Genomic DNA, 18,313 nt, shown 5'->3' with positions numbered 1-18,313 from the left:
ACTAAAGGAGTAGAGGATGAATAATAAAAAGAAGATAATTGCTATTTTGCTATGTTTATCTAGCTTTACAAGCTTAAGTCCTTCATTTGCTGATGGAGGAGATAATATAGGGGATAACATAGATCAAGAAAGCCTTTATAATGAAACTATTGATAATATTAGCGAAGACACAGATGAAGTTAATATAAAAAAAGAAGACCTTCCTAGTGAAGATAATCTTAGCCAAGATACCAAAGAAGATCCTTCAGGAAAGGATATTGACCAAGAAGAGATCCTTGAGATATTAAAAGAAATTGATGAAGAAGATCCGCTATCTTACGAGCAGGAAGAAGAAATCGAAGAGATATCGAAAGACCCTAAGACTAACACAGGAGACACAAGTAGCCTTCCTATAGTCTATTACGACACTTCAGATATAGATGAAATATTTAAGAAAAACAATAAAAAAGCTGATGATGAAATTAAAGTTAGCGGAGATTATAAATTAATTAATAAAGATGAGTCGACCTATCTTTATGACAAGGAAGGCAAGAAGCTTTCTGGAAAAAGAGAGCTTTCCGGCAAGTCCTATTATTTCGATAAGGATAAGGGCCTAGTAAAGGGAAATGAAGTCATAGCTGATGGAGGAAAGTTTACCGCAAACTCTAAGGGTGAGCTATCCCTAGTAGAAAAATCTAAGCCAGGCTGGATAGACCTAGAAGGCAGGAGCTATTTCTTCCAAAATAACGGCAAGCTTGCCAGAGGCCTTTACGATACGGGAGCTAATAGGTATTTCTTCGATAAAGAAACTGGAGCCATGGCCCGTAACGAGATTAACACTAAGGGCTTTGACAGAATATATTCTGAGGCAAACGGCATAGCCCATTATATAGGTTGGGATTATTCCAAGGGAAAACTTGGATATTTCAATGAAGATGGAACATACACCAAGGGCCTTAGGACGATTGACGGAATCACCTACGGTTTTGACCAAAATGGCAAGATTTTTAATAGACAATACAAGAAGTTTGGCAATCAATGGTACTATTTCAACAAGTACGGTGAAGCTAGTAAGCATTCAGGAAAGTTTGCTACAGGCTGGGTTGGAGATAGATATTACTTCTCTGACGGAAAGCCTGCAGAAGGCCTACAAAAAATTGGCGGAGTAACATATATATTTGATGAGCTAACTAAGGAGACCATGACCAATACGACCAAGGTAATTAACTTCAACAGATACAAGCTGGATAGCTATGGCCGTGCGACCCTTATCGGGAAAATCGACACTAGACAAGCGGTTAAGGGAACCAGGGGACTTTTTGAGCCTGGATTTTCTCAGTATCTTAATAGGAAAACTCCTTACTTTACCCAGAGAGATCCTAGATGGGCTAATAGAAGATTTTCGAATGGAACATTTTCAGGATATGGCTGCGGACCAACTGCCATGGCCATGGTCTTATCAAGAGAGCTTCATAGAAATGACATCTACCCAACTAATACAGCCATAGATGCCAATGATTACGAAAACGATGGAACCGAATGGCAATATTTTATGGAAGCTCCAAGGATGTATGGACTAAATTCTTATGATGTCCCAGTAAACAAAAAAGCCTTCATCCAAGCCCTAGAGACTGGAACTATGGTAGTAAGAGTTGGTCCTGGTTATTTCATAAATGGAGGCCATTTCTTGGTAATAGACTCCTACAAGGATGGATACTTTACAATAAACGATCCATACTACTCACAAAGAAACACTCTAGACAAACATACTTTCGAAAGACTAAAGGCGGAAGTTACAGTTGGCTGGGTTATCAAAAAATAAGAATCTGAGGCGGGCCCTGGGCTCGTCTTTTTTTGGTGCAAAAATCATTTAGGCTATAGAAACACTATGGTTGGACAAAGTATAGAAAATAAAAAACTAGTAGAACTTTAGTTTATTAGGATGTATATGGTTTTATTTTATGTTTTATTCTTAAATCCCAGAAATCTTATTCAAAAAAACCTTTTCTTGGGTTATAATAGATGTATAGACCAGCTATCAAATGTCAAGAGGAACTAAAAAATAATTACTCTTGAAATTTAAGGCACGTCAAATAAGCCTAAAGTTTAGGCTTAGAAAAATTAAATAACAATTGAATAACAATTAAATATTAGGTATGTAAGCTTTGTTATCCCTCAAAACAGCAAAAATAATGTTAGTAAGTTTTCTAGCAACTGCACCAATAGCTGTACCATGAGCTTTACCCCTTTGTCTAAGTTTTTGATAATACACAGACAAAGCAGGATCCTTAAAAGCAGCAACACTAGCAGCAAGCCAAATAGCACGTCTAAGATAAGGAGAACCACGTTTAGAAATCTTAGTATCAGTAGCATTAAAATTGCCAGATTGCTTAACAGCAACATCTAAACCAGCATAAGCAACCAACTGATTAGCTCTCTCAAAACGAGACATATCACCAATTTCTGAGAAAATAGCTGCACCTAAGACATCACCAATACCGGTGATAGAAGTAATAACAGGGCATAAAGAATTAATCATAGAAGAAATTTCATCTTCAATCTCAAGAATCTGATCTTCAAGAAAAGAAATTTGAGCAATAATCTGTTTAATTTGAAAAGAAAAAGACTTTAAAGCAAACTTAACACCAAAAGAATTAGAAGCCTTCTCTTGAATTTCTTTAGCCTTATCAATACCAAAGTGACCCTTACTACACTTAGACAAAAGCTTAGCAAGCTCATCAGCAGGAATAGAAATCATATCCTCAGGCAAAGGATACTTACTCAAAAGCTCCTTAGAAGCTACACCATAAATATTAGAAAAAAGAGAAGAATACTCAGGGAAAACCTGATCTAAAATAGCAACAAGCTTTCTCTTCCAATCAGAAGCTTCATCAACAAGAGCAAACCTGAACCTAGAAAGATTCCTTAAAGCAAAAGTATCCTCATCAGAAAAATGAGAAACAGAAAACTCACCAAACCTAAGAATTTGAGCAATAACAAAAGAATCAACAGAATCATTCTTAGTCTGTCTAATATACATCTTTCTAAAAGCATCAGATTGAATAGGGTTAATAACAACACAAGAAAAACCTAAATCAATAAGGAAAGAATAAAGAGACAGCCAATAATGTCCGGTAGCTTCCATACCAATAATACAATTGTTAGAATCAATCGAAAAAGAGGAAATAAATTTCTGAAACTTCTCTAACCCTCTAATAGAATTAGAAAAAGAAAAAGACTCAGAAACAAGTTTCCCATCAGAATCAATTATTGAGGCTTCGTGGTTGTTCTTTGCAATATCAACACCAATGTAAAACATAAAATCACCTAGCTTTAATATAAATTTAGATAGAGAAAGGACCCTCAAAAACTTTACGACAATCAAACCTCGTTAGACATACAGCAACGAAATGTGCTATCCAGCTCATACTGATAAAGACGTAAAGAAGAGGCGTAACCCTAATTTAGGAAGACTAGCTTCAAGGAGGATAACTACGACCTCTATCTATACAATTATTATCCCATAAGAATTTGGGATTGAGAACAAAATATAGTATCAATTACTACAACTATAATATACGAGGAGGATATTATGCAAAATTTTAGGATTGAAAGTGACTCATTAGGAGAAATTAAGATAGACAAGGAGGCTTATTACGGAGCTAATTCTAAAAGAGCCTTGGATAACTTCCCTATAACAAAAAGGCCTATGGATCCGTTTTTGGTAAGGGCTATAGTGGAGGTTAAGAAGGCTTGTGCCATTGAAAACAATAAGGTAGGGATCCTTTCTGATAGGAAGAAGGAGGCTATAGTTTCTGCCTGCGAGAAAGTTTTGGCAGGAGGGTTTCTGGACAATTTCGTAGTAGATCCGATCCAAGGGGGAGCCGGCACTTCCTTTAATATGAATGTAAATGAGGTTATAGCCAATATCGCCAATGAAATTATGGGAGGAAGTCTCGGAACTTACGAGTTTATCCATCCCAACGATCATGTAAACAAGGGTCAATCTACAAACGACGTAATTCCTTCTGCAGGAAAGATCGCCCTTATAAGATATATTAATGAGCTTAAAGAAGAAGTTGACAACTTGATTAAGTCTTTGGAAAATAAGGCAAATGAGTTTGATTCATATATCAAGATGGGTAGGACCCAGCTACAAGATGCTGTGCCAATAACCTTAGGCCAAGAGTTTAGGGCCTATGCTAGGGCTATCAAGAGAGACTATGAGAGACTAGGAGCGGCCATTCGCCAACTTTCCTACCTAAACCTTGGAGGAACTGCTATTGGAACAGGACTTAATGCTGATGACTCTTACATAAAAGAAGTCGTGCCAAGTTTAGCTAAGATTTGTGACATAGAGCTTTACCAAGCAGAAGATTTGGTAGATGCAACACAAAACCTCGATTGTTTCTTATTTACTTCATCAGTCCTTAAGGCCCTGGCTAGTAATCTTTCAAAGATTTCTAACGACTTAAGACTTCTATCTTCAGGACCAACAACAGGAATTAGCGATTACAATCTTCCAGCCAAACAAGCTGGTTCATCAATTATGCCAGGTAAGGTAAATCCAGTTATACCAGAGGTTGTAAACCAGGTTGCCTTTTTGGTTATCGGCAATGACATGACTGTTACTATGGCCGTTGAAGGAGGACAACTCGAGCTTAATGCCTTTGAACCAATAATATTTTATAGCTTGTTTGAATCACTTAAGACCTTAAAGGCAGCGATCCACACCCTTTATACAAATTGTATTGACGGAATTACCTCCGATAAGAAAAAGCTAGAAAAGAGAGTAGAAAATTCTGTCGCAATTATAACTCCTTTTGCCCCACATATAGGCTATGATAGGGCAAGCAAGGTAGCTAAGGAATCCTTGAGGACCGGAGTTTCTGTAAGGGAGATCTTAATCAGGGATAAGATTATGACAAGCGATGAGATAGACAAGATTTTGGATTATGAGAATATGACCAAGCCAGGAATCTTGGACGAAGATCATATAAGTAAGGATTAGACATGGATAAGAGAATTGAAAGAGATAGCCTTGGTGAGATAGAAGTCGATAATGATAAGTATTGGGGTGCTCAGACCCAAAGGTCTTTTATGAACTTCCCAAAAGGCTTAGACCTTATGCCAAAAGAAGAGATAAGGGCCCTAACTCTTATAAAGAAAGCTGCAGCTATTGTTAATTTTGAATTAGGAAAAATTGATGAAGAAAGAAAAGATCTCATTGTCTATGCAGCAGATAGGATCCTTGATGGAGACTTTGACGACCAATTCCCACTTACAGTTTGGCAAACGGGATCTGGTACCCAAAGCAATATGAATGTGAATGAAGTTATAGCCCATATTGCCAATGAAAAGTGCGGGGGAAATTTAATTCACCCAAACGATCATGTGAATAAGTCCCAAAGCTCAAACGATACCTTCCCTACAGCCATGTACATGGCAAGCCTTAATCTTTTGGAGAATGAACTTTTGCCAGAAGTTGATAAATTCGTGGATGCCATCGATAAGAAGGCTAGGGAATTTGATGAGATAATAAAAACAGGAAGAACCCATCTTCAAGATGCAACTCCTATAGCCCTATCTAGTGAAATCGGCGCCTATAGCGAGATGGTAAGAAGGGACAAAGCTGCCTTAATAGACTTAATGGAAGATCTTCGTAGACTGCCAATCGGGGGAACAGCTGTTGGAACTGGCCTTAATGCTCCAGAAACTTATAGTAGGGAAATGATTAGTACCCTCGAAAAGCTCAGCGGTCTAAGACTTATAGAAGATTCCAACAAATTTGTAGGACTTTCATCCAAACAAGCTATGGCGAGAGTCCACTCTGGACTAAAAGTCCTTGCCGAAGACCTTAACAAAATCGCCAATGATTTGAGATTCTTATCCTGCGGACCAAGGACTGGCATAGGGGAGTTAATCCTTCCGACAAACGAGCCAGGTTCGTCAATCATGCCGGGAAAAGTTAATCCTACCCAAGTTGAGATGATGACTATGGTAGCTATCCAAGTTATGGCTAACGATACAGCTATATCTATCGCCAATGCGAGCGGACAGCTGGAGCTTAATACCTACATGCCTTTGATAATTTATAATATGGTTAAGTCAATTAAGCTTCTAACTAAGGCTATGACTTCCTTTAGGATTCACCTAATCGAAGGACTTGTAGCAAATAAAGAAAAAATCGAAGAAAATCTCAATAAGTCTCTCATGCTCGTGACTTCCCTAAGTCCTCTTATAGGCTATGATAAGGCAGCAGAGCTTGCAAAGTTTGCCCACAAGAATAATTTGAGCCTAAGAGAGGCTAATAAAGAGCTAGGATTTGTATCCGATACCGATTTTGTAAAAACAGTAGATCCAAGAGAGATGATATGAAAACATATATCAAAAGGTTAAATTGGGAAGAGAGCCTTTATCTAGCCATTAATGAGCTTATAGCAAAACATGGCAAGGATAACGAGGCCTACAATCCAGATAATAAACCCTTCGCAGTCTTTGATTGGGATAACACTTCAATCATAGGAGATGTTGAAGAAGCTCTACTTTACTACATGGTTAGGAATGTAAGCTTCAAGATGGATCCAGAAGAGTTCTATGATTTGATTAGAAAAAACGTGGACAGAAAAGATTATTCAGATCAATTCAATAATCTAGATAAGCAAAGGGTAAACATCGACCTAATTTCCCAAGATATAAAAAGAGCTTATGAGAAACTTTATGAAAATCTCGATAGTTTTGAAGGAGGAAAGACTCTGGAGGAAGTCCAAGATACAGATTATTACCAGGAATTTGTAAGCAAGATGCTCTACAGATATAGGGCGAGCTCTTTTGATGAAGACGCAGAGGACCCTTATTGTTGGATGAGCTTTCTTCTTAAAAACTACAGGACTGAGGAAGTCTACGATCTTTGTAAGAGTGCCTACGCATCCATGAAAAAAGAAAGGATAAGAGTAGAAGAATTTATATCACCAGAGATAAAATTTGCGGCAGGTAGGATCTCTATTAAATATTTTGTTGGAATAAGACCCTTAGATGAGATGGTCAATTTGTACCAAAGTCTTGAAGAAAACGGCATAGATTGCTATATAGTTTCCGCCTCCTTCATTGATATAGTGAGGGCCTTTGCGACAGACCCTAGCAATAATTATAAGATGAAGGAAGACAAGGTCTTAGGCCTAAGACTTATGAAAGACGATGAGGGAAAAATTCTTCCGAAGTTCGACAAAGATTTTCCTATAAGTATCAGAGAAGGCAAGGTCCAAACTATTAATAAACTTATCAAAAACAACAGAAATTACGGGCCTATAATGGTTGGAGGAGATAGTGACGGTGATTTTGCCATGCTTAAGGAATTTGAAGATACAGATATTTCCTTGATAATCCATAGGACAAATTCCGGCTTAATAGATGATTTAAGACGAAAAGGTCGGGAGGGATCTCTTAGGTATTACTGCCAGGGAAGAAATCTGCTAGAAGCATCTTTTGTTCCAAACAACAAATCAGAAGGCTATAATGAATAATATTTTAATCTCGTGAGCTATCTTGCGAGATTTTTATTATTTCGGGTATTAAGTTACTAGGAGGGTATATGTTTTTTGAAGACTATGAGATTGGACAAGTTTTTGATGAGGAAATAGAAGACGTTATCTTTAGCGAGGAAGAAATCATAGAAGCATCCGAGAAATATGACCCTAGAGATATCCATGTCGATAAGGAGGCTGCCAAGGAAAGTAGATTTGGCGAGCTTATAGCGCCTGGGGCTTATGCCAACCTAGTCTTGTGGGCAGCTTGGGTTAGGACAGGAATCGATAGGGATGGTGTTATAGCAGGGACTCGAATCTTATCATGCAAATGGATAAGACCCGTTTTGGCAAATACAAGATATAGGGTTAAGGTTGAAATAGTAGGTAAGAAGAAAAGAGAAGGTAGAAATGATGGCCTAGTAGACTTTAAAATGACAGCAGAAAATCCTAAAGGAGAAATAGTAACGGAATATATAGCCCAGGCCTTGGTCAGATCTAGGGTAAGTGTTTAGGAAAAAGATTCTATATATTTTGATAATTATTTATCGAGATAAACAATAGCACAAAGAAAGCTTGCTATTCAAATGCATCTAGAAATCACTTGATTTACAAACAATTACTCAAAATTAAGAAAACGTTTGATAAAAATGTTGACATTAATTTATTTTTCTTGTATAATTGAGTTCTGAAGAAGATGTTAGTTAAGATTTCATAAATATATATTACTTTTATTATAAAAGCAATTTTACATAAGCATCTTCTTTATTGATGCAAAGGTTTACAAAAATGCAATTAAAAAGGAGTACTTATGCAAAAAACTAAAAAAATTGGACTAATTCCAAGAATGATTCTTGGTATCTTAATCGGTATCTTGGTAGGTTTGTATCTACCAATGTGGTTTACAAGAATAACAGTAACATTCTCGTCAATCTTTGGGGCTTTCCTAAACTTCATAATCCCACTTATGATTTTAGCTTTTGTTACCAAGGGTATAGCAGACCTAGGCGAGGGGGCAGGTAAGCTTTTAGGAGTAACAGTTTTGCTTGCTTATTTGTCAACACTAATAGGTGGTTCTTTGTCATACTTTATGGCAAATTCAATTTTCCCTGGCTTTATTTCGCCTGAACAAGTTTCTGCTATCCAAAGCTCTAACGAAATTAGCATAGATCCATACTTCGAGGTTCCTATCACACCATTTTTCGATGTGACTAGTGCTATTATCTTTGCTTTCATGCTAGGTATCTCAATATCTTGGCTAAGAAAGACAAATCAAGGAGAAATCCTTTACAAGGCAGTCGGCGAATTTAATATAATAATTACCAATGTTTTGGCTAAGGCTATAGTTCCACTACTACCATTTTTTATCTTAGGTAACTTTGCGAAAATGGCAAAATCTGGATCAGTATTTGCAGTATTATCAATCTTCTGGAAGATATTTATCTGCGTTATAGCCCTTCACTTGATATATGTTTCTGTTTTATTTATAATATCAGGATCATATACAGGAAAGAATCCTTTCACTATGCTCAAAAATCAAGTAAGAGGTTACCTAACAGCAGTTGGAACTCAATCATCTGCAGCAACTATCCCAGTAAACCTACAATGTGCGGAAAATAACGGTGTAAGTCGTGAGATTGGTGATTTTGTAATCCCACTAGGTGCAACAGTCCACATGCCAGGTTCAATGATTACAATCACTGCTTGTACATTTACAATCCTTACTATGTACGATATGCCACACTCTTATGGACTTATCCTAAGGCTTATAGCAATCCTAGGAATTGCAATGGTTGCAGCACCAGGAGCACCAGGTGGAGCAGTAATGAGTGCCCTACCATTCCTACCTGTAGTAGGAATCTCACCAGAATCAACAATGGCAAGCTTACTAATAACTTTATATCTAACCCAAGACTCATTTGGTACAGCTGCCAATATTTCTGGAGACACTGCACTTGCAGTAGCAGTAGATAAAATTTATAATAAGAAGATACTAGGTAAAAAAGACTGGCAACCAGCTCCAGTCAAAACTAAATAGGCTAATAGCCTTATTACCTTTGCAAAAAGAATGGGGCGGCTATGCTGCCCTTTTGCTTATTAAGAAATATAAGGAGACGATATGACAGTTAATGCATCAGTTTTTGATATAATCGGACCAAATATGGTTGGTCCATCAAGCTCGCATACAGCTGGAGCTTGTAAGATCGCTCATACAGCAAGACGTATGGTAGATAGGAATTTCAACGAAGTTATCTTCTACCTTCACGGCTCATTTGCCAAGACCTACAAGGGCCACGGTACAAATAGGGCCTTGGTTGGAGGAGTTTTAGGCTTTGACCCAGAAGATGAAAGGATTATCAATGCCTTCGAATACGCCGAAAAGGCAGGCATTAAATATTCTTTTGTAGAAACTGACCTTGGAGATGTTCATCCAAACACAGTAAACATAGTGTTCAAATATCCTGACAGGGACGCCCTTTCAGTTCAGGGTTCATCCATAGGTGGTGGAGCTATAGTTATTACAAAGATGAATGGTAATGCAATCGAGTTTAAGGCAAATAAGCCTACTCTTTTCATGAGCTATGCAGAACAAAAGGGAGTAATTGCCTTTGTTTCAGGAATTCTTTTCGATAATGGCTACAATATCAATACTATGAAGACTATCAAAGAAGATGATAATGTAATGCTAGTTTGTGAGCTAGACGAACCACTAAGAGACGATATTTTGCAAAAAATTAGAGATGGTAAAGATTTTACCTTTATCAAATATATAGGGGTATAGTATGTTAACTAAAATGAAAAATTTAAAAGAAAGATGTGAAGAAAAAAACTGCGATCTTTGGGAAATTGCTCTAGAAGATGAAATTGAAAACACCGGAAAAAGCGAGGAAGAAATCTGGGATAGACTCCAAAGAACCCTCGATGTAATGAAAAAATCAGCCCAAGCAGCTCTTGAAACAGAGATAATTTCAGTTACAGGTATGACTGGTGGAAATGCTAAAAGCATGCACGATTATTTCCTCAATGGAGAATCTGTCCTTGGAGATACCCCAGCCCTTGCTATGGCTATGGCTCTTTCTACATCAGAAATAAATGCGGCCATGGGTATCATAGCTGCAGCTCCAACTGCAGGATCGTCGGGAATCCTTCCAGCAACACTTATGACTATGTATAAAAAATACGGCTACAGTGATGATGAGCTTAAGAAGGCTCTTCTTGTAACAAGTGCAATTGGTCAGGTAATCTTCGACAATGCGACCTTCGCAGGAGCTGAGGGTGGATGTCAGGCTGAAACAGGTTCTGCTGCGGCAATGGCAGCTGCTGCTGTATGTTTCCTAAGAGGCTATGACATCCAAATTCAAGAAAATGCAGCCACAGCAGCCCTACTAAATATACTAGGACTTGTGTGTGATCCTATAGGTGGCATGGTTGAGTTTCCATGTAACTTAAGAAATGCCAATGGAGTTATGAATGCCCTAGCAAGTGCAGACATGGCTATGGCCAATGTAAAGATGATTGTAACCTTCGATGAAGCAGTAGATGCTCTTAAGAGAGTAGGAGACGTCCTACCAGCAAGATTAAGAGAGACAGGTGAAGGCGGTATAGCCGTTTGTCCATCAGCTCTTAAACTTAAGGCAAAATATATAGACGGTGAATAAAAAGAGTGAATTAGGTGCGGGTAAAGCTCACGATTTTGATAGATATATACGTAAAGAAATTCTAGATATATATAAAGAGTCTAAACATCATCGTAATAATCAAATTTGTGAATTTACAAATAATGTCTTTTTAAGAAATGAATCGTTAAATTTATAATTTAGGGGGATTGATGAAAAGAAGTTATATGAAGTATATTTATAGTCTATTTATAGCCATAATTCTAATTATGATTATAATCACAATAATGAATTATAGTGATTTGCCTTATAGCATCCCTATTCATTGGTCTGTAAATGGAACTGTAAACGGAACTATTAAAAAATCGTTATTTATCCCCCTATTGGTTGTACTTTTAGTAACAAATATTGTTTTAATCTATATTGAAAAAGTTAAAACAAGTACTATTTCTGATAAAGTTATAATAACTATTACATTGGCAATATTTGTTTCTGTGATAGGAATTATACTAATTAACGCTTTAAACTAATCCTTCTACAATTTTATAAGATGTATTTTATATACTCATGATTTCTTATTTTAAAAAAGCACTTGACTAGCTAATGAGCTGACCCCCAAAAGTTGGACTTTAAAACCAACTAATGGAGGTCAGTTTTTATTTCCAATAATCTAATTCTTCTTTTATTCCAATATCTTTTGCGACAAAGCTTGGGTCTTTACCTTCTTTTATTTGAGTCTTGTAATCTTTTAGGCAGGCTAGTAATTTATTTGATAAGATCAAAATCGTTGGCAAGTTTATCAAAGCCATTATGCCCATAAATAGGTCTGAAAGGTTCCAAACGAAGGCTTGCTCTTGGATAGCACCGAAAAATATTAAGAAAGCCGCTACAAGCCTATAGGGTATTCTTTGTTTCTCATCGAGTTCTTTCTTAGCTAGATAGTCAAAGTTTGAATCTACATAGTAGAGATTTCCTATAAAGGTTGTAAAGCCAAAAAGCACGAGCGATGCTGATATAAAGTAATATCCTAAGTTACCGAAGACACTTGCTAGAGCTTCTTGGATAAAAGGAGCTCCTTCAAGGGCAGGACTTGGATCTATACCTGAGCTTAGGCCCATAAAGGCTGTGGATGAGCAAATCAATAAGGTATCGATAAATACTGAAAGCATTTGAACAAGTCCTTGTTTTACTGGATGGCTTACCTCGGCAGCTGCTGCAGCATTTGGTGCAGAACCAATACCGGCTTCGTTAGAATAAAGACCTCTTTTCATACCCAAAATCATGGATGAGCCAGCAAGACCTGAAAAAATCGCCTTGAAGTTGAAAGCATCTTCTATGATTTTCCTAAATACTTCAGGAATTCTTCCTATATTTAGAATTATCATAATAAGAGAAACTAGAACAAAGATTATTCCCATAAAAGGAACTAAATTTTGGGTTATTTTAATTATTCTCTTACCCCCTCCGAGGATGACAAAGGCGACCGCAAGGGCGAAGAATCCTCCGATAATCTTCGGACTTACTTGAGGATCATAAATCCCGTAAGATTGGAATGAAGATTGGAGATTGAAGCTTGCAAGCATATTAAAGCCAACAGCATAGCAAACTATAAGGGCGATTGAAAAAACCACTCCGAGTTTTCTGCTCTTTAAACCTTCTTCTATGTAGTAAGATGGACCACCGTAAGAGCTGTGCTTTCCTTTTTTCTTATAAATTTGGGCGAGGGTTGACTCAGCAAAGGCACTAGCTGAACCTATTATAGCCACAATCCACATCCAAAACACAGCTCCATAGCCTCCTAGACATATGGCAGAAGATACTCCAACTATATTTCCAGTTCCTACTCTGGATGCTGTGGATATCATCAAGGCTTGAAAGCTTGATACATCTGATTCGTCCTTTGGTTTTTCCTTGATTACCTTGAAGGCTTCCTTTAGAAGGCTTACTTGGATAAAGCCAGTTCTTATTGTAAAATACAGGCCTACAGCTATAAGTAAGACTACAAGGATCGGGAAATACAAGACAGTATTGATCTTTCCTATAATAATATTCAAATTTTCCATTATTCTTCTCCTCATTTAATTTCAAATTAAGCTATGCTTAGTAAATAACTTTAGCAAGATAACATAATGATAGATTATACCTTTGGTAAATAAATTTTTAAATATCATAACTTATTTTTATTTCTTTATGAAAATCACCAAAAATTATTGTACTGTTTATTCTTTATGATGGAAATACTTGGGGTTATAGATATTAGACTTTTGCTAAATATAGTTTTTTAAAATTCCTATATATACTTATCTAAAAAGCATATAAAAATTTTGACTTTCTGGGATTTAATTGTTCAATAATAAAATGCTAATATAATGTATAGAGAAATTTTATTGAAAGAGAGGCGAGTTATGAATCAGAAATTAGATCTTACAAGAGGCCCTATCTGGCAAACCTTGGTTAAACTTTCAATCCCCCTAGCCCTAACAGCCTTTATACAAATTGCTTACGGTTTTGTAGATATGATTTGGATATCAAGGCTAGGGACCGATGCTGTCGCAGGTGTGGGTATTGCTGGATTTGTCTTTTGGATAGCCAACTCCCTTGCCCTTATACCAAAGGTGGGCACAGGGGTTTTCGCATCCCAATCCTACGGTCAAGGCAACGAAAAGGAGACTGTAAGGGTAATAAATAATGGAATAATTCAGGCGATGATTTTAGGTTTTTGCTTTACTATTTTTGTCTTAATTATTAGGAACATATTTATAGAAGCATATAGCTTGGGAGATGCTGCGGAACTTGCTGCGAAGAGATATCTTTTTATAGTGGCTTGTGGGATGATTTTCTTTTTTATAAATCCAATGTTTTCACAATCCTTCACAGCCCTAGGAGATTCTATAAGCCCCTTTAAGATAAATGCAGTAGGTCTTCTTGCAAATATGATACTAGACCCGGTTTTGATCTTTGGTTTTGGACCCCTACCAGCTTTAGGAATAAGAGGAGCTGCTATAGCGACTATTTTTAGTCAGTTTTTGGTTAGCCTTTGTTTTTTGTTTGTTATCATAAGAAAGGACGACATAATAAAGAAATCCATATCAAGGATTGATTATAGGATGAATTGGCAGAAGGAAATATTTAAGCTAGGACTTCCTGCTGGAGTTTTGAGTGGTTTTCATGCTTCGATTTCTATGATACTAAATAGATTTATGGCAAGCTTCGGCCCGGTTCCAGTAGCAGTAGCCTCAATCGGAGCTCAACTTGAGTCGATTTCTTGGAATACGACAGAGGGAATACAAGTAGGAATCCAGGCTCTTGTCGGACAAAACTACGGGGCAAAGAAGATCGATAGGGTAATAGATATAATAAAGGTAAGCTTTAAGCTTGTGGCAAGCATCGGCCTTATAGCAAGTCTTGTCCTATTTTTCTTTAGATACAATCTCTTTAGTCTTTTTACTCCAGGAGATAATGAGGCCATAAGCTTAGGAGCTGATTATCTATTGATTATTTCTCTAAGCCAGCTTATGATGGCAACTGAGATCGGTCTTGCTGGGGCCTTCAATGGTCTTTCAGATACCAGGACTCCAGCAGTAATAGGTCTTGTGATGAATACATTGAGAATCCCGATCGCCCTAATCCTTATGCCATTTTTGGGAGTTCATGGAGTATGGATCGCCATGAGCCTAAGCTCAAACTTTAAGGGGATTTTTTCTATAATTTTCCTAGCTAGGAAGGTTAAGAAATTAAAAAATGGACATTATAAAGAGCCAGGAATATAAATAAACTGGCTCTTTTGATTGAATATTAGAAATTTTCGATTTCAAATTCAGAAATATTATTTACATAGGAATCGGATTCTTTCTTGATATAGTCCCACTCCTTCTCATTCCAAGGAAAGTCCTTTATGCCGACTGTCTTGATTCCTTCTTCCTTTGCTGCCTTTATGGCGTAGAGAGCGTCGTCGAAAAGGATTAGGTCTTCTGGGGATTTTCCGTGTTTTTTGATCGAATATTCCCAGAAGTCTTTCTCCGACTTATTAAATCCTGTAGTATCTGGTGTTGCCAAAAAGTCGAAGAGGTCGAATACTTCTAGTCTCTTTAGGGCTTTTTCTAGATATTTGTAGTCGGTAGAAGATGCTACAGAAAGTGTGTAGCCCTTTTTCTTTAGGTCTTTTAGGAAATCTACTGCTCCATCTTTAGGCAAGAGATCATTTGCATAGGCATTATCTATAGTTTTTTCAAAATAATCAATAACTTCATCCTTAGTCATATCCCTTGCTATATTTTTCGATAGAAAATCACACATATCATAGAAAGGAAGGGCCTCTATATGGCCTTTTTTCTCTTTTGGGATTTTATTTAAGTCATAACCATACTTCTTAAAGATATCTTCGAGGGGTTTGATCCATATATGCATAGAATCGAGAATCGTTCCATCAATGTCAAATATTAGTCCGTACATTTGTATCCTTTCGTCTATCTTTGTGCGTGTCTGTAACCTTTGCTGATGGCTTCTTCTTCTGAGTAAAACCAGGTTACATTTTCCACAGAAATCTTATTATAGTCCCTCTGACCCCTGGTGTGATAGACTCCTGTTTGTCTATTGCCCTTGATCGGACCCTCTGTAGAATCTGCTGTATAGTTTTTCTTTCTACTAGTTTAAGGTCTAGTTTTTTGATTTTCAATTGGTCTATCTCCAGCAGGATATGGGAAATTATCCTTAGAACTTTGTCCAGAATCAGAATCACCAGTAGATTCAGATGGACTTTCGTCCTTTTCTTCTTTAGAAATTTCATCTTCAATAGAATCTGTTGCTTTTTCTAAATCGGAATCTTTTGTATCGTCTCCTTCTGGACTAGAAGAATCTTTTTTATCATCATTTGAAAGTCCGATAGCTTCGTCTAGGTCGTAATCCTCGTAGTAAATGATAGGTAAGTCTTCAGGGTTATTATCTGCAAGACTGCTAGATACAAAGCCCAAAACTCCTAGAGATAAGAAGAGAGCGAGCAAGTTTTTCTTTTTCATAAATATCCTCCTTCAGCTTATATATCCATTATACCATATGAAAGGCTTTGCCTCTTAGCTAGAATTACTATATAATTAGCTATAAGGAGATATTATGAATACTTTATTAGAACTTTATTTGACATTTTTTAAGATGGGACTTTTTACCTTCGGTGGGGGCTACGCCATGCTTCCTATTTTGGAAAGAGAAGTAGTCGATAAGAAGGGCCGGGCAAGCCATGAGGAAATATTAGATTATTATGCAATTGGCCAATCCAGTCCAGGAATTATTGCCATTAACACCTCGACCTTTTGTGGTTACAAGGTAGGTGGAAACATCGGAGGCATTGTAGCAAGCCTAGGCTTTATTAGTCCATCTATAATTATAATTTCTATTATAGCAAAATTCCTACAAAGTTTTAGTCATCTAGCCATAATCCAACATGCCTTTGCTGGCATAAGAGTTGCGGTTTGTGCCTTGGTTTTTTATTCTGTTCTTAAGATGATAAAAAAAGATGCCAATACAGGACTTAAATTTATGGTATTTATTTTGACCTTTGTAGCTATAGGATTTTTGTCTATTTCGCCAATTGTAGTCGTGATTACGGTTGGAGTTTTCGGAATACTTTTAGGAAGGGGAAAGAAAAATGCTTAGATTGATGTGGGAGTTTTTTAAGATTGGACTTTTTGCAGTAGGTGGAGGAATGGCAACCATTCCCTTCCTTTATGAAATAGGGGAGAAGTTTGGCTACTTTTCTAATGAAGAGCTACTAGATATGATTGCTGTATCTGAATCAACGCCTGGGGCGATTGGAATTAATATGTCTACCTACGCAGGAATTAATGCCCAGGGCTATCTAGGAGGAGTTTTAGCTACGATTTCACTAATAACTGGACCTGTGATAATTATTCTATTTATAGCAAGAGCTATGGATAAGTTCAAAAATTCTAAAGTCGTAAAGGATGCCTTCGTAACCTTAAGACCTGCTACAGCGGGCCTAATACTAGGAGCTATGAGCTCGGTATTATTTGTAACTTTATTTAACTTAGAAGCCTTTAGGCAAAGTGGAAATATAATAAATATAGTAAGGCCAATTCCTTTAGGAATATTTTTGGTATTTTTAGGCTTATTAATGAAATTTAAGAAATTAAATCCTATCGTCGTAATCATAATAGGAGCTCTGCTTGGAATTTTCCTAAAACTCTAAGTTAGGCTGGGTATAAGTAGAAGGTAAGAGAAAGGATAAGAAAATGTTAGTTTATATAGCAGGAAGTGGCGCTATGGGATCAACCATAGGCTATCATATAGAAAAAAATACAGAGAGCCAAGTTATTTTACTAGATTACTGGCAAGATCATATAGATAAAATTAATGAAAATGGACTCAAAGTTTCTTGTAAAGTAGAAGATACAATAAAAATAAAGACTATGAGACCGGAAGAGGCGAAAGAAAAAGCCGACCTAATAGTAGTAATGACCAAATCAATGGCCTTAGAATCTATGATGGAAGCTATAGAGGGAATTATTGGAGATAAGACTCAAATTCTTTGCCTCCTAAACGGTATGGGCCATGAGAAAATTCTAGAAAAATTCGTTGATAAGAGCCAAATCAATATGGGAGTTACCATATGGGCTGCAGGACTTACAGGTCCTGGTCAAATAGAAATTACAGGCAAAGGCACAATAGATGTCCAAAATATTGGAGACGATGAGGAGAATGGTAGAAAGATTGCGGATCTCTTAGCTAAGGCAGGTCTTGGTGCCAAATACGATAGTGATGTAATGTTTGCCATATGGAGAAAGGTTATGGTAAATGGAACAATGAATTCCATGACCTCACTTATGGAATGCACTATTGGAGAATTCTTCGATTCATCTACCTCCAAGGATATTATAAGTGAGCTAGTAAAGGAATTTACAGAAGTAGGTCGTGCTGAAGGAATTGATCTTGATAGAAAAGAGATGCTAGAATACATTTACAAATCAGCCGAAGAAGCCAAAGACCACCACCCTTCAATGTATCAGGACCTCATAGAAAGAAATAGAAAAACAGAAATAGACTTTATAAATGGAGCAGTAGTGGAAAAGGGAAAGAATCACAAAATCGCTACTCCATATAACAAGATAGTAACTCAATTAATCCACGCCAAGGAAGATATTAGAGGAGCGAAATAAATATTCAGAAGTCCGTGAGGGCTTC

The 18,313-nt window shown here is 37.0% G+C and carries 18 protein-coding genes; 13 read left to right on the top strand and 5 right to left on the bottom strand.

Translation table 11 applies throughout. The annotated features are described in order from the left end of the window. Positions 1-16 precede the first annotated feature (16 nt). Entirely contained in the window at positions 17-1,801 is a 1,785-nt protein-coding gene (locus C7D97_RS07010; protein ID WP_105301359.1) for a C39 family peptidase, read from the top strand. A 321-nt stretch (positions 1,802-2,122) separates the two neighbouring features. Here the strand turns inward: C7D97_RS07010 and C7D97_RS07005 are convergent, their stop codons facing one another. Further along, positions 2,123-3,298, bottom strand: a complete 1,176-nt coding sequence (locus C7D97_RS07005; RefSeq protein WP_105301358.1) for an IS110 family RNA-guided transposase — start codon at positions 3,296-3,298, stop codon at positions 2,123-2,125. Between the two features lie 273 nt (positions 3,299-3,571). Between C7D97_RS07005 and C7D97_RS07000 the strand changes: the two genes are divergently transcribed. From C7D97_RS07000 to C7D97_RS06965, 8 genes are all read left to right on the top strand, one after another. Continuing rightward, the gene (locus C7D97_RS07000) at positions 3,572-4,990 is read left to right on the top strand and encodes an aspartate ammonia-lyase (protein ID WP_105301357.1); all 1,419 of its coding nucleotides are present in this window, start codon (positions 3,572-3,574) and stop codon (positions 4,988-4,990) included. Positions 4,991-4,992: 2 nt separating this feature from the next. Next, positions 4,993-6,357 carry a class II fumarate hydratase gene (locus C7D97_RS06995; RefSeq protein ID WP_105301356.1) on the top strand — a complete coding sequence of 455 codons (1,365 nt, stop codon included), beginning with the start codon at positions 4,993-4,995 and terminating at the stop codon, positions 6,355-6,357. Further along, positions 6,354-7,502, top strand: a complete 1,149-nt coding sequence (locus tag C7D97_RS06990; protein ID WP_105301355.1) for a haloacid dehalogenase-like hydrolase — start codon at positions 6,354-6,356, stop codon at positions 7,500-7,502. The genes C7D97_RS06995 and C7D97_RS06990 overlap by 4 nt, the downstream gene beginning before the upstream one ends. Positions 7,503-7,570: 68 nt before the next feature. After that, the gene (locus C7D97_RS06985) at positions 7,571-8,017 is read left to right on the top strand and encodes a MaoC/PaaZ C-terminal domain-containing protein (protein WP_105301354.1); all 447 of its coding nucleotides are present in this window, start codon (positions 7,571-7,573) and stop codon (positions 8,015-8,017) included. 296 nt (positions 8,018-8,313) lie between these two features. Then, entirely contained in the window at positions 8,314-9,540 is a 1,227-nt protein-coding gene (locus tag C7D97_RS06980; RefSeq protein WP_105301353.1) for a dicarboxylate/amino acid:cation symporter, read from the top strand. An 81-nt stretch (positions 9,541-9,621) separates the two neighbouring features. Next, positions 9,622-10,284 (top strand): L-serine ammonia-lyase, iron-sulfur-dependent subunit beta, encoded by a 663-nt coding sequence (gene sdaAB / locus C7D97_RS06975; protein ID WP_105301352.1) that lies wholly within the window; start codon positions 9,622-9,624, stop codon positions 10,282-10,284. Position 10,285: 1 nt separating this feature from the next. Continuing rightward, positions 10,286-11,161: an L-serine ammonia-lyase, iron-sulfur-dependent, subunit alpha gene (gene sdaAA / locus C7D97_RS06970; protein WP_105301351.1), complete on the top strand. Its 876-nt coding sequence runs from the start codon at positions 10,286-10,288 to the stop codon at positions 11,159-11,161. 170 nt (positions 11,162-11,331) lie between these two features. Beyond that, the gene (locus C7D97_RS06965) at positions 11,332-11,649 is read left to right on the top strand and encodes a DUF1648 domain-containing protein (RefSeq protein ID WP_105301350.1); all 318 of its coding nucleotides are present in this window, start codon (positions 11,332-11,334) and stop codon (positions 11,647-11,649) included. A 126-nt stretch (positions 11,650-11,775) separates the two neighbouring features. Here the strand turns inward: C7D97_RS06965 and C7D97_RS06960 are convergent, their stop codons facing one another. Further along, a complete protein-coding gene (locus C7D97_RS06960) occupies positions 11,776-13,182 on the bottom strand; it encodes an alanine/glycine:cation symporter family protein (RefSeq protein ID WP_105301349.1) in 1,407 nt (468 codons plus the stop codon). A 342-nt stretch (positions 13,183-13,524) separates the two neighbouring features. Here C7D97_RS06960 and C7D97_RS06955 point away from each other — a divergent pair, with 342 nt between their 5' ends. Further along, positions 13,525-14,889, top strand: coding sequence for an MATE family efflux transporter (locus C7D97_RS06955; RefSeq protein WP_105301348.1), 1,365 nt, complete (start codon positions 13,525-13,527; stop codon positions 14,887-14,889). 25 nt (positions 14,890-14,914) lie between these two features. Here C7D97_RS06955 and C7D97_RS06950 read toward each other — a convergent pair whose 3' ends face one another. Genes C7D97_RS06950 through C7D97_RS06945 form a run of 3 tightly spaced genes read right to left on the bottom strand, consistent with a single transcriptional unit; the run spans position 14,915 to position 16,134 of the window. After that, the gene (locus tag C7D97_RS06950; protein WP_105301347.1) at positions 14,915-15,571 is read right to left on the bottom strand and encodes an HAD family hydrolase; all 657 of its coding nucleotides are present in this window, start codon (positions 15,569-15,571) and stop codon (positions 14,915-14,917) included. Positions 15,572-15,585: 14 nt separating this feature from the next. Beyond that, entirely contained in the window at positions 15,586-15,723 is a 138-nt protein-coding gene (locus C7D97_RS10840) for a sunset domain-containing protein (RefSeq protein ID WP_476692330.1), read from the bottom strand. A 45-nt stretch (positions 15,724-15,768) separates the two neighbouring features. Then, positions 15,769-16,134, bottom strand: coding sequence for a hypothetical protein (locus C7D97_RS06945; protein WP_105301346.1), 366 nt, complete (start codon positions 16,132-16,134; stop codon positions 15,769-15,771). Positions 16,135-16,228: 94 nt separating this feature from the next. Between C7D97_RS06945 and C7D97_RS06940 the strand changes: the two genes are divergently transcribed. Genes C7D97_RS06940 through C7D97_RS06930 form a run of 3 tightly spaced genes read left to right on the top strand, consistent with a single transcriptional unit; the run spans position 16,229 to position 18,288 of the window. Next, a complete protein-coding gene (locus C7D97_RS06940; protein WP_105301345.1) occupies positions 16,229-16,768 on the top strand; it encodes a chromate transporter in 540 nt (179 codons plus the stop codon). Next, positions 16,761-17,321 carry a chromate transporter gene (locus C7D97_RS06935; RefSeq protein ID WP_105301344.1) on the top strand — a complete coding sequence of 187 codons (561 nt, stop codon included), beginning with the start codon at positions 16,761-16,763 and terminating at the stop codon, positions 17,319-17,321. The genes C7D97_RS06940 and C7D97_RS06935 overlap by 8 nt, the downstream gene beginning before the upstream one ends. A 43-nt stretch (positions 17,322-17,364) precedes the next feature. Next, the gene (locus C7D97_RS06930) at positions 17,365-18,288 is read left to right on the top strand and encodes a 2-dehydropantoate 2-reductase (protein WP_105301343.1); all 924 of its coding nucleotides are present in this window, start codon (positions 17,365-17,367) and stop codon (positions 18,286-18,288) included. Positions 18,289-18,313: the final 25 nt, after the last annotated feature.

Origin of the sequence: Anaerococcus marasmi (assembly GCF_900290195.1) — a bacterium.
GTDB classification, from domain to species: domain Bacteria; phylum Bacillota; class Clostridia; order Tissierellales; family Peptoniphilaceae; genus Anaerococcus; species Anaerococcus marasmi.
The sequence above is the reverse complement of the archived record's forward strand: the minus strand, read 5'-3'. Positions and strand labels throughout refer to the sequence as shown.

Coding starts and splice junctions, on each gene's coding strand:
- C7D97_RS06965 (WP_105301350.1), top strand. CDS start 11,332: ATGAAAAGAAGTTATATGAAGTATATTTATAGTCTATTTATAGCCATA.
- sdaAB (WP_105301352.1), top strand. CDS start 9,622: ATGACAGTTAATGCATCAGTTTTTGATATAATCGGACCAAATATGGTT.
- sdaAA (WP_105301351.1), top strand. CDS start 10,286: ATGTTAACTAAAATGAAAAATTTAAAAGAAAGATGTGAAGAAAAAAAC.
- C7D97_RS06955 (WP_105301348.1), top strand. CDS start 13,525: ATGAATCAGAAATTAGATCTTACAAGAGGCCCTATCTGGCAAACCTTG.
- C7D97_RS06990 (WP_105301355.1), top strand. CDS start 6,354: ATGAAAACATATATCAAAAGGTTAAATTGGGAAGAGAGCCTTTATCTA.
- C7D97_RS06985 (WP_105301354.1), top strand. CDS start 7,571: ATGTTTTTTGAAGACTATGAGATTGGACAAGTTTTTGATGAGGAAATA.
- C7D97_RS06935 (WP_105301344.1), top strand. CDS start 16,761: ATGCTTAGATTGATGTGGGAGTTTTTTAAGATTGGACTTTTTGCAGTA.
- C7D97_RS06930 (WP_105301343.1), top strand. CDS start 17,365: ATGTTAGTTTATATAGCAGGAAGTGGCGCTATGGGATCAACCATAGGC.
- C7D97_RS06995 (WP_105301356.1), top strand. CDS start 4,993: ATGGATAAGAGAATTGAAAGAGATAGCCTTGGTGAGATAGAAGTCGAT.
- C7D97_RS06980 (WP_105301353.1), top strand. CDS start 8,314: ATGCAAAAAACTAAAAAAATTGGACTAATTCCAAGAATGATTCTTGGT.
- C7D97_RS07000 (WP_105301357.1), top strand. CDS start 3,572: ATGCAAAATTTTAGGATTGAAAGTGACTCATTAGGAGAAATTAAGATA.
- C7D97_RS06960 (WP_105301349.1), bottom strand. CDS start 13,182: ATGGAAAATTTGAATATTATTATAGGAAAGATCAATACTGTCTTGTAT.
- C7D97_RS07010 (WP_105301359.1), top strand. CDS start 17: ATGAATAATAAAAAGAAGATAATTGCTATTTTGCTATGTTTATCTAGC.
- C7D97_RS06945 (WP_105301346.1), bottom strand. CDS start 16,134: ATGAAAAAGAAAAACTTGCTCGCTCTCTTCTTATCTCTAGGAGTTTTG.
- C7D97_RS06950 (WP_105301347.1), bottom strand. CDS start 15,571: ATGTACGGACTAATATTTGACATTGATGGAACGATTCTCGATTCTATG.
- C7D97_RS07005 (WP_105301358.1), bottom strand. CDS start 3,298: ATGTTTTACATTGGTGTTGATATTGCAAAGAACAACCACGAAGCCTCA.
- C7D97_RS06940 (WP_105301345.1), top strand. CDS start 16,229: ATGAATACTTTATTAGAACTTTATTTGACATTTTTTAAGATGGGACTT.